This is a genomic window from Anaerolineae bacterium, from assembly GCA_016931895.1.
In the GTDB taxonomy this organism is placed as follows: domain Bacteria; phylum Chloroflexota; class Anaerolineae; order 4572-78; family J111; genus JAFGNV01.
The window spans coordinates 1-15,351 of the sequence record JAFGDY010000113.1; the positions used below are offsets into that span (position 1 = coordinate 1).

A 15,351-nucleotide genomic window follows, 5' to 3' on the forward strand; every position below is an offset into this window, starting at 1 on the left:
CAGCGCCTCTTCCCGCGAATATTCCGAGAGGCGGCAAAAACCCTCGTTGACTTCAATGAGCTGCCCATCGCCGGCGCGGGTTATCAGGATGGCGTCGGGGCTGGCATAAAAGGCTTTGGCGAATTTTTCTTCGCTCAACCTCAGCGCCTCTTCCACCTGCCGGCGACCGGCAATATCGTCCTCCAGGTCAACAAACAAGCAGCGATTGACCATCAGGGTCAGGCCGAAGGTAAGGAGGATGAAAAGCATCTGGTAGGTTAGAATTAGCAGCGTTTCGAAGGTGTTGGAATGAAAGAAATCGTTACCTGGCGGCACAGCCAAATCCACCATAATGCGGATAATGCTGACCAAACAAAAAGCGGCCAAGACCAGGCCAATCCCGCGCGTGATCGGGCGCATGTCAACATTCACCCTATACAACATAAGCCACGCGCCCTGGAAACATATCACCAGAAAACCCAGCGAGAAATTGACATTACGCGCCGCCAGGCTGGGTTGCATCACCGTGAAATAGGTGTGCACCAGAATAAAAACCGCCAGCAGGGTATAATTGTGAAGTTGCGGGCCGCGTTTTCCGATAAAATGTGCCAGACCCATATACAGGAAGATGGCGCCCAAAATCAACAAGGCATTGCCGACCACCATAGACACGAAGTCCGGCGCGAGGCCGCGCAGGATAACCAGCACTGTCGCCGCAAATTGCAGCCCAAAACCAGCCAGCCAAAAGCCAAGCCCCGCAAAACGCCGGCGGTTTTGCAACCACAAGAGGGTTATCACCACGGCGCAGATGGCATTGCTGATGATAAAACTAAAAATAACGGTTTTCATGTCAAAAAGGTTCATACAGCACCTCGTCTACTACTCAACCCCCGGCAAGGTAAAGTAAAATTCGCTGCCCCGGCCTGCCTGGCTTTCAACGCCAACCTGGCCCCCCAGTTTGTCTACAATCCGGCGCACAATGGATAGGCCCAAGCCGTGTCCTTCCACTTTTTTCACCTTGACCTGGCTAAATTCGGTAAAAAGTGCTGCTTGAGCTTCCGGCGCCAGGCCCGGGCCATTATCCCGCATCCAAAAGCGAACCAACCCGTCGGGTTGGGCTGTCGCGCCCAGTTCCAGGCGCGGCGGCTGCCCGCCATATTTTAAGCCGTTGCTGAGATAATTGATCCAGACTTCTTCCAGCCAGGGGGCATAACCTTTGGCTTCAGGCCAGGCGTTGGGCAAAATAATTTCTCCCTGATATTTTTTTATCATTAACGCAAGCCGCTTTTGGGCGTACCTGACCACAAGGGCCATATCTACCGGCCCAATTGGCGCATCTTCTTTACGCACGCTGGCCAAAAGAAGCAGTTCGTCAATAATATTGACGGCTTTTTGCCCGGATTGCTCCAGATGCCGGAGGCTGGTCAATAATTCAGTTGGCGTCACCTCGGAGGCGTATTTAAGCAAATAATGGGCAAAGCCAATCATCACCGTCAGGGGGCTTTTGAGGTCGTGGGCCACGGTATGGGCAAAGGCATCCAGTTCGGCTATTTGTTCTTGCAAATTCTGCTGTAACCGGCGAATGGTCAGGTGGGTGTTAACCCGGGCCAAAACTTCTTCAGCCTGAAATGGTTTGGTGATGTAGTCTACCCCGCCCACAGAAAAAGCCGTCGCTTTGTCTAAGGCTTCGCTGATGGCGCTGATAAAAATAACGGGGATGTCGCGGGTGCGGTCATCTGCCTTTAAGTGATGGCATACTTCAAAGCCATCCATTTCCGGCATCATGATGTCCAGCAAAATCAGATCGGGGGGTTCGGCTTGAGCCGCGGCCAACGCCATGCGGCCATTGGTGGCCGGCCGTACTTTGTAGCCTCGTTGGGCCAAGATACCGGCCAAAAGCTGGAGGTTGGCCCGGGTATCGTCAACTACCAGGATGTTGGCTCTGTTTTGTAAAGGGGCGGAACTTTGAGTGTGCTCATTCATTTTTTCTCCTGGCTTCCTGGATTAAGGTTTGGAATTTGGTTGTTACCAGTTGGGGTTCCCGACCAACGACCAATGACGAACGACCAACGCTGGTCGTTCGTTATTCGTTCTTCGTCTTAAGCATTATGCTCCTGTTTTATTCCAAATATCCTAACTCGGTTAAAATTCGCCGCACCTCGGCCACATTGTCTGAGGGGATAAGAATAGTTGTTGGTCCAATTGCCTCGCCCAGCAGGGGCCGGAGGTTGGCATTTTGGCGTAGTTCTTCTACCAGACTTTTATGCTTGAGTCTTAACAGGGCAGCATGCTCAATTTTGGCGGTATCCTGGCGCGCGCCCCAGGTGCGCAGGGTTTCAACTACTTTCAAAGGGGTGCGATTGTTGGTGACGCGGGCCAAAAAAGCCACCATCTGGTCGGCGGTAACGCCATTGCGCAAGGCGCGGCCTACACTGGCCTGGGTTATACGGTAGATTACGCGGCCTGATTCATACCGTTCCAACCAAGCAAAACGAGCCAGTTGAAAACGATCCAATAGGTTGGTGGGGTCAGGCAGGTGCGCTTGAAAATTATCATCCACGCGCCAGAAATGGGCCTTTGGGGGCAGAGGCGGGGCAGCCGGCTGTTCTAAAAGAAAATTATAACCCTGAGCCGTGAGACGGAAACCGACCGGCTCGCCGGCGTCGGCGGGCAAACCCAAATCCAACACGCCTAAGGCGGGCAGAAGATGGGTCAACGTGTGCCGGATCAGCGCCCCTTCCACCCTGTCCCAATGCTCAAACCCCATCAACAACTGGCCAGCCGGGTCCTGGATGTACCAACTGTCGTAATCACCGGTGGGTCGCTGGAAATCGGGGTCAACCCGTTTTATGGCGGCCACAAAATCGTCAAGCGAATACCAGGTTTCCGGCGCGGCGGCCAATTGTGACAGACACGCCAAAATTTTAGAACGGGCCAGCAGCGGGCTATTTTCCCACCCCGTCGGCTGGGGAATCAAACCGGGTGTGTGCCACAGATCGTTCCAGGTGGGGTCGGCGCGCCAGGTATTTTGCAGAAATTGGGTCTGTTCAGGCGCAGATTTTTGCAGCCAGGCGCGAGTGGGGTCGCGGTCGGGTTTGAGCCGGTTGTGGGCGACCATCAACAAACCGGCGCGTTGGCCCAGATGAAGCAAAAACTCCAATTCTGTTTTCAGAGCAAAGGTGGGATGCAGCGCCGGCAGCAAACAAGCCAGCAGCACGTTCAGGTCTTTGTCGTTCAGTTTAAGTTTATCGTCCACGCGGACGGGGTTGGTTTGGAGATGAACCAACAAATTAAACATGTTCTCCCGCCCCCGCCCTTCGCCGCTCACCATCACCGCCGGTATTGGCAGTTGAGAAACCGAGAAGGATTTGCCATTTGCCGTTTGTAAATTGTGATTTGTTTCCTGCGCTTCGCCGGCCGCTTTGGCCGATCCGGCCATTTCCAACAAAGGCAGCATGTCATCAGGAATGTAAACCACTTCCACACTGCCCAGGGTGGTGATTTGAAAGGTTTTGAAAATGAGACCCCGATACCACAATCCTTCAGCCGGGTTGGCCGGGTTTTGCCAGGGTTGTTCCCGTTCCAGCCGGGCGGCCCCCATGGGGCGAATAGCGCCATATTGCCGGGTAAAGCGAGGAGTTTCCACCCGGCCACCCTGGCCGGCCACAAATTGGAGCGCCTCTTTTTCCGGCCCGGATAAATCGGCCAGGGCAATCGCGATGACGCCGGGGGAAAGCAGAGTTTCGGCCAGCAAGGCCACGGCCTCGTGTTTGCTGGGGGTAGTTAGCGGCACGCCCCGGCAATGGGCAATGGCCTGAAGCAGGGCCATTTCGTAATCAAGCAGTGATTGGTACAGGGTTTTCATACTTCTATTATAATCGCAGGTGGTTGTATCTGTCCAGAGGGATTTTGGGTAAGAGAGAGTGAGAGCATTTTGAAACCAAATACCATACCTCTCGTAATACAATAAAAACAGGTCTGGTCTGGCTCAAACGCTCACCATTTGCTGAACGATAGGTTGGAACACGTAGGGAAAACGTATCTTAAACGCTCATAAAATCGCTCATTTAATAAACAAATTCAATTGCCTGATTCACGAGTCGCGTCTATAATTTCGGTAGTTGAGCGCCGTCACCTCCAGGTGAGGTCATAAAACAAAAGTTTAGGGATGGCGTGAATTTTCAGAGAAAGAAGGAGATAACAATGTCGGATCAAAAGCCGGTGCCGTATGACTCAACCAAAAGCCTGGCCTTTTTGGCCGGTTTAATCAAACGGATCAGATTGGTGTGGAATCTTTTTTGGGATAGCCGCGTGCCAATGTGGACAAAATTGGTGGTGCCCGGATCGTTGCTTTATTTGATTTCGCCCGTTGATTTTGTGCCCGATGTGGTGTTGGGATTGGGCCAATTGGATGATCTGAGCGTTATCTTGTTGGGGCTGGCTTTGTTTGTAAAATTGTGCCCGCCGGAAGTGGTGCAGGCTTATCTTGATCGGTTTGAGTACGGCCATCTTGATGATGATGAGTTTGTGGTTGAAACAGATTATGCGGAGATTGCCCCAGATTACCCCAACCAATTAGAGGCCAGGAACACGGATGACGACGACGGAGATGGCCCAACGCCCCAAAGCATGGATGAAGATTAACAAAAGGTGTATGTTTTATGAGCGAACAAACTACTTATCACGCGCCGCAAGCCGTAACCGGAGCGTTAGATATATCTTCAGCCACGCTCCGGCGTTGGTCCCAAAGATTTGGCGATTATCTGTCTCCAGAAGCCTCCGGTTCTGATGCGGAGCGAAGTCATCGCCGTTATACGGATGATGATTTGGCCACGCTGCGGGTGGTCAAAGAATTAATGAATAACGGGCTAACCTACGAACAGGTGCTCCGGCAGTTGGCCCTTAACTTTACCGGGACGCAGGAACAGATGAGGGGCATATCGCCGGAGCCGGTTGAGGATGATGCACCGGGCGAGGGGTTAGCAGAAGAAAGAAGCCTGATTGCCTCTAATGGCAACGAGTCTGCCGCGGTGGCCTTTTTAACCAATACCCTGGCCACCCTGTCGGACAATCAGAAAAGTATTCTCAATAGCCAGGCGGCCAACCGCGAGTTAATGGGGGTGCTTATTCAGGATAACTTCAACCTGAAAGAGGAAAACAACCGCCTGCGCGAGCGCATTTTAGAAGTGGAACGCAGCCTGGCCCAATCTCGCCAGGAAGGGGAATGGCAGCGTGAGGCTTTGCGACAGGAGCTTGATGCCAAAATTGCTACTACCCAACAACTGGCTACAGAAGCAATGGTTACGGCTCAAGCAACACCCGCGCCAGATATTAAAGCCGTAAAATCCAAACCCGGCTGTTTGGGATCGTTATTGGGACTCGGCGGCGATGTGCAGATTGTTTCTGTGCCTCGCCCGCGCGACAGGCGAGCCGATGGACGCCCGGCTGCCCCGGCCCCTGCGCTGCAACAGCCATCACGCCCCCATCCCAAACCAACCGCCCCCCCCGAATAAAATAAAACAGGCGTGCAGATTTTCATCTGCACGCCTCGTTGATCACTAACGGCTAATTGCTCACTACTTCGGCCACTTCCGGCAACGGCTCTTTTTTTCGTGAAGCCAGGTAATCCAAAACAATAACCAGGGCAAACCCCACCATCGCCAATAGAATAGCCAGCGCCACTTCGCCGTTAAAGGCCTCCGGCAGCACGTTGATTTGGCGGATGGGAATCTGTTGGCCGTGCCGTTCAATAAATTCAACAGTTTCTTTCCACGGCCAAATTTTGCGCAGCGAACCCAGAATAAAGCCCATTAGCACCGCCACTGTCGTATCGTGGTATCGCTTGAAGAACCAGCCCAAAATCTGGGCAAAAGTAGCCAGTCCAATAACGGCTCCGGCAGCCACCAGCGCCAGGGTCATAATCTCACGGTTGTTTACCGCCGCCAGCACGTATTCATATTTGCCCAACAAAACTAAAATGAACGCGCCGGAAATGCCGGGCAAAATCATGGCGCAAATGGCCAGGGCGCCGCTCAAAAACAAAAACCAGGCGTCGTTGGGGGTTTCCAGCGGCACCAGCCCCACAATCACCCAGGCGGCTACCGCGCCCAGGGCCAGGCCGACAAATATGGTCCAGCGCCACTGCCTGATCCGTTTGCTGACCGTCAGAATTGAGGCCAGCACCAGGCCAAAAAAGAAAGACCAGATAAATACCGGCTGATTCTGGAGCATGTATTCCAAAAAGCGGGCCAGCGAGAGAATGGCTGCAAAAATGCCAATGCCCAGGGCTAATAGAAACCGCCAGGGCAGCTCGTCATACATCTGTTTGAACTTAAAACCCAGCAGCAGCCGGGCAGTTTTGGGGCTGGCCAGGTTGCGAATAGAGTTAATTAGCTCTTCATAAATGCCCAAAATAAAGGCCATTGTGCCCCCGGAAACGCCGGGCACCACATCGGCGGAGCCCATGGCAAAACCGCGAGCGGCCAGGCCCAGGTAATCTTTGAGGGTGCGAGTTTGGGAATGTGTTTCAATGGTCATAGGTATATTTCAAATCCAATCTAAAGGCAAAGTTAAAACCAAAGAGCCAATTTTACCATGTGTGAAGAATATCTCGCAAATAAATTAGGACCACATCATCCTACCACCACCATAACCCCTGCCGCAGTTGGTTGCTGAGTTGTTGCAAGTAAAGGCCAAAGGGCGTTTTATCCAAAGCGATGTCAATGGGAACGTCCATCTGTACCGGCACTTCCAGGGCAATAGGTAGAGTCAAATTAATGGGCACTGTTAGCTCGGTTTCAACAGGCAAGTTGACCGGCACTTCCATGTGAATGGGCATGGCCTGATCCAGGGCAATGGGGATGGTATCACTGAAGGGCAGGTTGACGGGCACTTCCAACTGCACCGGAATATTCTGGCTTACCTCAATGGGCACTTCTATTTGTACCGAACGCTGCGCCGGCGGCACGTTGGCTATCACCTCTTCCATCGAGGGCAGGGGAATAATCAGGCCGGTTTCGGTGGTGCGGGCGCCGGCGGTCTCCAGCCCAGATACGGCTTCGGGCGGCAAGATTTCTTTGACCGTCAGATTGGCCGTAAAGTCAAGCGGGGGGCCGGGCGGCAGCGCGGCGCTGGCCGATACCACCCTGGAAACTTCCAGCGTTACCGGCACGGTAATGGTTTGACCAAACAGCGTGGTGGTGGCCGCAAATTCCTGGTCAATTTCCAGGTTAATTGGAACCTGCACATTTTGTTCCAACAAGAGCGAAGCGTCAACCGGCAGCACCTCGTTGAGGCCAATATTTAGCGGCACCACAATATCCTGGCCCAGCGGCGTGGCCCGGGCGGCTACGGGCAGCAGGGTTTCCAGGTCAAGCGTCACCGGCACGGTAAACACGCCCTGAAAGGGAATTACGGTATCAACGGGAAAGGTCTGGTCAATGGTCAGGTCAATGGGCGCCAGCAACTCGTCTTGAAAAGAGACGACGGTGCTGATGGGGAGGGTGTGGTTGACCTCCATGCTGACCGGCACCTGGATTTCCTGGTTGATGGTCAGGCTGGTTTCCACCGGCACGGTCCGATCAATTTTTACGGTATATTGAATATGGTCGTGGGCCAGCGTGTCCAGGTCGTTGGCGGTTTGGTTCAAGATATTGTTGGCCGTAAGCCAACCCACAAAAAGGCCCAAATAGAGGAGGCCGTGCAGAGCCAGGGAAATAACAACCAATATTGTCACCCAAACCAGGGTAGAATGTTTGGCCGGTTTGTACTTAATTATTTGTGTCATTTTATTTTCTCCTTGTATTCATTGTGTGGCCTCATTCCTGGGGGGTGGGAGTAGTTGCAATGGCGGGGGTGGGAGTTGCTTCTCTGGTTAAAATTGAGTCTGTATCCGTTTCACCTTCCACAGAAATCAGTAGCGTGCGCAGGCCGGTTAGAAAGCTATTAAAACGGCCGGCGTCATTTTCAAGCCGGGTAATAATTTTTTGCATTTTCACCGACTCCTCGGCCAACGAGATAACGTTTCCTTCCAAAATATCGGCCCGCCCGGCCAATGTTTCGGTTTGATTCTCCAGTTTGTCTCTGGCCTGTTTCAGCAACAGAATATCGGCCCGGTTTGTTTGCATCTCTTGGCTTAAATCGGCGTACTGATTGATTGTGGCCTGTAGTTCCTCGACCTGCTGGGTGAGCAGTTTGTTTTCTTGTTCCAGGGCGTTTACCTGGCGATTGAGTGCCACAATTTGGGGATGGCGGCCAAAGATAAGAGTGCCGTTGAGAACTTGCATTACCAGCAAGGCCAGCACCGCCCCGCCGAATAGAGCAATCATCATTAACACCCAGAGCCGCCAGATAGACTGGCCGGCGGGTTTGACCGGCGGTGTGGCGACCACCGGCGCAGCCTCTCCCTTGGCCACCAGCGCGGTTTCGGGCTGCGCTGCGGCGGCCTCACTTTCTTCATCTTCCCACATGATCATGTAGCCCTCTTCCTCTTCTACCGCCGGTTCTTCTTCTGCCGGTGGAGGCGCTTCTTCTGCCAGTTGTTCAGCGCCTGTCACTTTGTCTGGCTTTGTTTGCGTTACCGGTTCTTCAGGCGGTTCAACTACGGCAACTGGTTCGGCTTGAACCTCTTCCTCAACAACAGGCGCGGAAACAGTCACCTGGTCGGCAAAGCGGAGAAAAAGTTCGCTGGAAATACCCAACACGGCGGTAATGTCGGCCGGGTACTCAAAGGGGCCGTTCTGTTCCCGGTATGCCACAATACGGGCGGCCAGTTTTGGCCCCAGGCCAGGCAGAGTGGTAAGGGCAGCCACATCGGCCTGGTTCAGGTCAATAAGATCAAGTTTTTCGTTCATTGGTTTATCCTTTTCTACAGGCCGGGCGCTGCCGGCGTCAATCTTTTATCTGTCTATAAGTTGATAACCTGCCCCGCTTTGCCGGGGAACTACCTCCATCTTTCATCTTAAATGAAATGATGAATAATGTCTATTTTGACTCTGACTATTGCGCGTGGTATAGTTTGAGGGGTTTAGTATTTTTTGTTTGAGGTAAACAGAACATGAGATTGTCTCGGGCCTTATTGGTGATGTTGGTTTTGCTGGTATTTGTTTTTGTTTATGGCGCATTTATGCTAAGAACCGACTCGCCGCAAGTTGTTGACCTGTCCACTGTGGTAGATTTGGCTAATGAAGGCAAGATTGAGTCTATCAAGGTTGATCAGGATGAACTGATTATTACCCGCACCAGCGGCGCAGAGATTACCGCTCATAAAGAACAAGGGGTCAGCGTTACCGAAACATTGACCCTGTTAGGCGTAAACCAGGAACAGTTGGCCAACATCAAAATCATTGTTGCGCCCCGCAGCGCCTGGGATGGCTGGCTGACGATTTTGGCTACGCTATTTCCCCTCATCCTTATTGGCGGTTTTTTCTTTTTTATTCTGCGCCAGGCCCAGGGCGCGGGCAATCAGGCGCTCAGTTTTGGCAAAAGCCGGGCCAGAATGTTTACGGGCGACAAACCCACGGTTACGTTTGAAGATGTGGCCGGGGTTGAAGAAGCCAAACAAGAGCTGGCCGAAATTGTTGAATTTTTACGCGAGCCGGAAAAATTCATCTCCCTGGGCGCGCGCATCCCCAAGGGCGTGTTGATGGTTGGCCCTCCCGGCTGTGGCAAAACGCTTACAGCCAAGGCCATTTCCGGCGAAGCCGGCGTGCCGTTCTTTAGTATCTCCGGCTCCGAGTTTGTGGAGATGTTTGTGGGCGTGGGGGCCAGCCGGGTGCGAGACCTGTTTGACCAGGCCAAACGCAACAGCCCCTGCATCATCTTTATGGACGAAATTGACGCCGTGGGCCGCCATCGGGGGGCCGGCCTGGGCGGCAGCCACGACGAGCGCGAGCAAACCTTGAATCAGATTTTGGTGGAAATGGACGGCTTTGATACCGACACCAATGTGATAGTAGTAGCCGCCACCAACCGCCCGGATATTTTGGACCCGGCCCTGTTGCGTCCGGGCCGGTTTGACCGCCGGGTGGTGTTAGATCGGCCCGACCGGCAGGGGCGGGAACAGATTCTAAATATCCACGTTAAAGGCAAACCCCTGGCCAACGACGTTAACCTGGAAGTGATTGCCAAACAAATTCCCGGTTTTGTAGGCGCCGATATTGAGAGCCTGGTGAACGAAGCAGCCATTTTGGCGGCGCGGCACAACAAAAAACAAATCTCTATGGCCAACATGCAAGAAGCCATAGAAAAAGTAATTGCCGGGCCAGAACGCAAAAGCCGGGTGATTCCCCCCAAAGAGCGAAAAATCATTGCTCATCACGAGGCCGGTCACGCCCTGGTCAGAAAAATGACCCCCGGCTGCGACCCCGTGCATAAGGTGAGCATTATTGCCCGCGGTATGGCCGGGGGGTATGTCATTTCATTGCCGGTTGAAGACAGATACCTGGAAAATCAAAGCAAATTTGAAGCCGAGTTAGCCGCCATCCTGGGGGGTCGGGCTGCCGAGGAAGTGGTTTTTAATGAAGTTACCACCGGGGCCAGCGATGACCTGAACAAGGCTACCAAGCTGGCCAGGGCCATGGTGACCCAATACGGTATGAGCAAAAAACTTGGCCCACTCACCTTTGGCGAAAAAGATGAACTGGTATTTTTGGGCAAAGAAATTGGCGAGCAGCGTAACTATAGCGATGAGATTGCCCGCCAGATTGACCATGAAGTGCGCCGCATTGTGGGCAATGCCTACGACAAAGCCAAACAAACCATTTTAGAAAATAAAGCCAAGCTGGAAGAAATTGCCGAACGATTATTAAAAGAAGAAACCCTGGACGGGCAGAGTTTTGAAGCCATTTTTGCCTGATCGGGCCAGTAAAGCGGCGACCCGCCTTAAGACACAGTCCTGCCAGTTGACATTTTGCGGTAGCTTGGGGTATACTTAATCGTCGTTGGCGATACGACGAAAGTATTTGCCTTGAATTGATATGGAAAGGCCAAATCCAAGTTTGGCCTTTTGGGCCAAATACTTTTATGATTTTACATCCGAAAACAGCCCTTGGAGGTGGACAGAGTGGCAGTAGAAAAAAGCGGCCTTTACTACCCCAATAAGATGGGACGTATATACCTGATGGCAATGGAAGAGGTTATGGGCACGAACGGAATTAAAGCCGTTCTTAACCTGGCCAAAGTTCCTGAACTGATTGACAATTTCCCACCCAACAATCTGGCCCGTGAGTTTGACTTTGCCGATTTTGGCGCTCTTGGCCAGGCCATTGAAGAAATGTATGGGCCACGTGGTGGCCGTGGATTGGCTTTGCGGGCCGGCCGAGCCGCTTTTGCCCAGGGGCTGAGTGAATTTGGCTCAGTGGTGGGGGCCAGTGAACTGGCTTTTAAAGTTATTCCCCTGGCCACCAAACTAAAAGTTGGCCTCAAGGCTATGGCCGAAACTTTTAGCAAATTTAGCGATCAAACCAGCGATGTAGAGGAAGCCGACGATTATTTCATCTATACCATTTATCAATGTCCGGTCTGTTATGGCAGAACCAGCGACCGTAATATCTGTTACGGCGCCGTAGGCATCTTGCAAGAAGGTCTGCGGTGGGTTAGTGGCGGAAAAGACTTTAAAGTTGAAGAGATAGAGTGTAAAGCCAACGGCGCAGCAAACTGCGTTTTTTATATTTACAAAGAACCTCTCAACTAACTAACAGATAACTTAACAATGATTAATTACCCAACAGGGGCAGACAACGAATGAAACATACCCTGTTGATCGTTGAGGACGACCTGGACACCTCGGAGATGCTCCGGGTCTATTTTGAAGCACAAGGGTATCGAATTGTTACCGCAGGAGGCGGACAGGAGGCATTGGAGAAATGTCGGGGTGAACTTCCCGACCTGATCCTGCTAGATGTCCGCCTTCCTGATATTGACGGTTTTGAAGTAGGCCGGCACCTGCAAGACGATGTGCGGACCAGCCGCCTGCCGGTTATTTTTGTTACCGAGCGCCGCGAACGGGACGACCGCATTGTTGGCCTTAAACTGGGCGCTATTGACTACATCACCAAACCGTTTGACGTGCAAGAACTGCGCTTGCGCGTGCGCAATGCCCTCCGCCGGGCCGGCAGCCAGAACAATCCTATCACCGGCCTGCCCGGCGAAAAGCTCACCAGCGACCGGCTTGGCTTAATGTTGGAACGTGAAACCTGGTCGGTTCTGGCGGTCAATATTCGCGGCCTGGATAAATTTAATGAGATTTACGGCTTTGTGGCCCGAGACGACGTATTGCGGGCTATTGCCCTCACCCTGACCAGCGCCGTTGACGAATTGGGCAGTATTGACGACTTTGTGGGCCATCCGGCAGAAGAGCAGTTTATCATCATTACCGTGCCCAACAAAGGCGCGCAGTTGAGCCGTCAAATTGAAGAGCGGCTTAAACAGGCCATGACCTACTTTTACCCCATTCACGACCGCGAAACAGGCTACGTGCAGCGCGGCGGTGAGGATGGGGAAAAAGTGGAAGTGCCGTTTATGGATGTCTCCACGGTTATTCTCTCGCAAAAACACGAAAATTTCTCCAGCGTTGCCAGTTTGCGCAAGGCGTTGAGTCAGCCGCTCAAAACTCAGTAGAGCTAAACCCAATTGCCAGCCTGCTTGTATTCTGAAAAATATGGCAGTTAATTAATCCTTAGCCCTTAAACTGTTAAGCAGTGTTGCCCGGCTGGGTACACTGCTTTTTATATCTAAAACGAGAGCAAAAATGTCCATTCCCCTGGAAAACATACGGGCTATAGCCCGGGAGCGACACGCAGCCACCATTGCTTTTGCCCAACAAATCATCCAAATTCCCAGCCTGCCGGGCCGCGAAAAAGAGGTGGCAGCGGCCATTACCTACGAGATGCAAAACCTGGGCTACGATGAAGTATGGACTGATGAAGTGGGCAACGTTATTGGCAAAATCAACGGCGGTGCGGGGCCGGTGGTATTATTGAACGGCCACATGGACCACGTTGACCCCGGACCGGCCCAGGGTTGGCCCTATCCCCCTTTTAGCGGTCAAATTATTGAGGGCGAGTTGTGGGGCCGGGGCGCAGTGGATATGAAAGGCCCGCTGGCCTGTATGATTTATGCCGCCAGCCTCTTCAAACAGATGGATTTTAGCCCGCCCGGCGACATCTTGATGACCGTGCCGGTAATGGAAGAAGTGGGTGGCGTAGGCACGCATTACCTTACCTCTCACTTGCAGGCCGATGTAGCCATCTGCGGCGAACCAAGCCGTAATATTCTCCGGCGGGGACATCGCGGCCGGGTGGGGCTGCAAGTTACCTTTAAAGGACGTTCCGCCCATGCCAGCACCCCGCAGTTGGGCCTGAATCCCCACTATAGGGCGGCGGCATTTTTAAGCAAGCTGCCGGACTTGGCGATGGCGGAACAGGCAGGGATCGGCGTTTCAAGCGTAGTGCCCACTCTCTACACCACCGACCAGACCAGCTCCAACGTTATTCCCGGTGAAGTATACCTTACCCTGGATTGGCGCAACGTGCCGGCCGAGTCGCCCGAAGCCATTTTGCAGAAAGTGCGCACTCTACTGGCCGGCTGCCTGGCTGAAACCGGCGCAGGGGGTGAGGGCGAAGCCGTTGTAGAAATCACCGGCTTTGAACTTATGTCTTACACCGGCAAGGCCATGTCTTTGCCCGACATCTTTCCATCCTTTCTTTTGGCCGAGGACAACCCTTTGTTGCAGGCGGCTCACGCGATGCTGGTCAAAGTGTTAGGCCGGGATGAGGGGGTAGATATTTGGCGTTTTGCTACCGACGGCGGTCACCTGATGGCCGCCGGTATCCCCACCGTTGGCTTTGGCCCCGGCGACGAGCGTTTGGCCCACACCAACCAGGAACGAATCAGCCTGGCTCAAATGGAAGAAGCCGTAGTGGCCTACGCGGCCCTGATTCTGGCCCTGGGTGAACAGGCCATCTTGAGGAAATGATTGACTTCTCGCTTGACCGAGAATTGAAATGTATCTGAGGACTCTTCTTAATCCTTCTCTCAAGGAGCGGAACACTTGAATAACAAAAGAGACGAAGTAGTTGATTACACTTTGCCCAACGGCCTCAAAGTGCTGCTCAAGCCTCTTCACACCGCGCCGGTGGTGAGCAATTGGCTTTGGTATCGCGTTGGCAGCCGCAACGAACTGCCCGGTAAAACCGGCATCTCCCACTGGGTTGAACACATGATGTTCAAGGGCACCCCCACCTTTCCCAAGGGCAGCATTATGTTGGAAGTCAACCGCAACGGCGGCGTGCTCAACGGTTTTACCAGCCACGATTATACCGCCTATTTTGAAACCCTGCCGTCCGACCGGCTGGACCTGGGGTTGCGCATTGAGAGTGACCGCATGGCCAACTCGGTTATTGACCTGGCCGAGGTAGAGAGCGAGCGCACCGTGATTATCGCGGAACGGGAAGGCGGCGAAAATGAGCCGGAATGGGTGCTTTACGAGGAGGTAATGGCCACAGCTTTCCGGGTACATCCCTACGGCCACATGGTCATTGGCTGGAAGGATGACCTGCTCAATATCACCCGCAACGACCTCTACCAACATTACAAAATGTACTATGGCCCGCACAATGCGGTGCTGGTTGTTGTGGGCGACATCCAGATAGACCGGGTTCAGGCCCGCATTGACGAGTTATTTGGCCCTATCCCGGCCGGCCCGCCGCCGCCGCCGGTGCAGCTTAAAGAGCCGCCCCAACAAAGTGAACGGCGCGTAATTGTGCGCCAGCCCGGCAACGCGGCCTATTTCCAATCGGTTTATCACACCTGCGCCGCCGCCCATGAAGATGCATTTCCCCTGATGATGCTGGAAGCCATCCTATCGGGGGTCAGCTTTGGCGGAGGCGCGCCCACGCATCGCAGCGCCCGGCTGTACCGCGCCCTGGTAGAAACCGAAATTGCGGCTTACGTGGGCGCTCATTACCAAACCAGCCTTGATCCTGATCCTTTCCGTTTTTACGGCACGGTCCGCGACGGCCGCTCACCGGCAGAATTTGAAGCTGTTCTGGATACTGAAATAGAGCGCCTGCGCCGGGAGCCGGTTACGGAAGAAGAGCTGGCCAGAGCGCGCAAACAGGTGCGGGCGCAATTTGCCTACACCCTGGAGCGAGTGAGCAGCCAGGCGCAGTGGCTGGGTCTGATGGAAATGCTGGGCGATTGGCGCCAATTTGATACCTTTGTTGACAATCTTTCGGCCGTAACGGCCGTGGAGGTGCAGCGGGTGGCCCAACAATACTTTACCCCTTCCAATCGCACCGTCGGTTGGTTTGAACCTATCCGGGGTTAGAGGTTAAGCGGAACCCCGTTTAATGCCTACTTCCCGCCAAAAGG

The 15,351-nt window shown here is 53.4% G+C and carries 13 protein-coding genes; 7 read left to right on the plus strand and 6 right to left on the minus strand.

The window, feature by feature from the left end; all coding sequences use genetic code 11:
* The 3 genes from JW953_08620 to JW953_08630 form a co-directional block, all read right to left on the minus strand.
* The coding region (locus JW953_08620; GenBank protein ID MBN1992758.1) for a hypothetical protein at window positions 1-843 on the minus strand (843 nt) is incomplete at its 3' end.
* Window positions 844-858: 15 nt separating this feature from the next.
* Window positions 859-1,962: a hybrid sensor histidine kinase/response regulator gene (locus tag JW953_08625; GenBank protein ID MBN1992759.1), complete on the minus strand. Its 1,104-nt coding sequence runs from the start codon at window positions 1,960-1,962 to the stop codon at window positions 859-861.
* 136 nt (window positions 1,963-2,098) lie between these two features.
* Window positions 2,099-3,844: a helicase-associated domain-containing protein gene (locus tag JW953_08630; GenBank protein MBN1992760.1), complete on the minus strand. Its 1,746-nt coding sequence runs from the start codon at window positions 3,842-3,844 to the stop codon at window positions 2,099-2,101.
* 338 nt (window positions 3,845-4,182) lie between these two features.
* On the opposite strand from JW953_08630, the gene JW953_08635 reads away from it, so the two are divergent.
* Both JW953_08635 and JW953_08640 read left to right on the plus strand, forming a co-directional pair.
* Window positions 4,183-4,623: a DUF1232 domain-containing protein gene (locus JW953_08635; protein ID MBN1992761.1), complete on the plus strand. Its 441-nt coding sequence runs from the start codon at window positions 4,183-4,185 to the stop codon at window positions 4,621-4,623.
* 17 nt (window positions 4,624-4,640) lie between these two features.
* The gene (locus JW953_08640) at window positions 4,641-5,492 is read left to right on the plus strand and encodes a MerR family transcriptional regulator (protein MBN1992762.1); all 852 of its coding nucleotides are present in this window, start codon (window positions 4,641-4,643) and stop codon (window positions 5,490-5,492) included.
* Window positions 5,493-5,544: 52 nt separating this feature from the next.
* Here the strand turns inward: JW953_08640 and JW953_08645 are convergent, their stop codons facing one another.
* The 3 genes from JW953_08645 to JW953_08655 form a co-directional block, all read right to left on the minus strand.
* Window positions 5,545-6,444 (minus strand): DUF368 domain-containing protein, encoded by a 900-nt coding sequence (locus JW953_08645; GenBank protein MBN1992763.1) that lies wholly within the window; start codon window positions 6,442-6,444, stop codon window positions 5,545-5,547.
* Window positions 6,445-6,616: 172 nt separating this feature from the next.
* Complete coding sequence (locus JW953_08650; GenBank protein ID MBN1992764.1) at window positions 6,617-7,765, minus strand: hypothetical protein; 1,149 nt, start codon at window positions 7,763-7,765, stop codon at window positions 6,617-6,619.
* A gap of 31 nt (window positions 7,766-7,796) precedes the next feature.
* Window positions 7,797-8,831 carry a helix-hairpin-helix domain-containing protein gene (locus JW953_08655; GenBank protein MBN1992765.1) on the minus strand — a complete coding sequence of 345 codons (1,035 nt, stop codon included), beginning with the start codon at window positions 8,829-8,831 and terminating at the stop codon, window positions 7,797-7,799.
* Between the two features lie 203 nt (window positions 8,832-9,034).
* Here JW953_08655 and ftsH point away from each other — a divergent pair, with 203 nt between their 5' ends.
* The 5 genes from ftsH to JW953_08680 all read left to right on the plus strand — a co-directional run bounded on the left by ftsH (window position 9,035) and on the right by JW953_08680 (window position 15,307).
* Window positions 9,035-10,834: an ATP-dependent zinc metalloprotease FtsH gene (ftsH, locus tag JW953_08660; protein MBN1992766.1), complete on the plus strand. Its 1,800-nt coding sequence runs from the start codon at window positions 9,035-9,037 to the stop codon at window positions 10,832-10,834.
* 246 nt (window positions 10,835-11,080) lie between these two features.
* Window positions 11,081-11,671 carry a 4-vinyl reductase gene (locus tag JW953_08665; GenBank protein ID MBN1992767.1) on the plus strand — a complete coding sequence of 197 codons (591 nt, stop codon included), beginning with the start codon at window positions 11,081-11,083 and terminating at the stop codon, window positions 11,669-11,671.
* A gap of 50 nt (window positions 11,672-11,721) precedes the next feature.
* Window positions 11,722-12,597, plus strand: a complete 876-nt coding sequence (locus tag JW953_08670) for a response regulator (GenBank protein MBN1992768.1) — start codon at window positions 11,722-11,724, stop codon at window positions 12,595-12,597.
* 130 nt (window positions 12,598-12,727) lie between these two features.
* Window positions 12,728-13,954: a M20/M25/M40 family metallo-hydrolase gene (locus tag JW953_08675; protein ID MBN1992769.1), complete on the plus strand. Its 1,227-nt coding sequence runs from the start codon at window positions 12,728-12,730 to the stop codon at window positions 13,952-13,954.
* Window positions 13,955-14,029: 75 nt separating this feature from the next.
* On the plus strand, window positions 14,030-15,307 hold the full coding sequence (locus JW953_08680) for an insulinase family protein (GenBank protein MBN1992770.1): 1,278 nt from the start codon (window positions 14,030-14,032) through the stop codon (window positions 15,305-15,307).
* Window positions 15,308-15,351 lie beyond the last annotated feature (44 nt).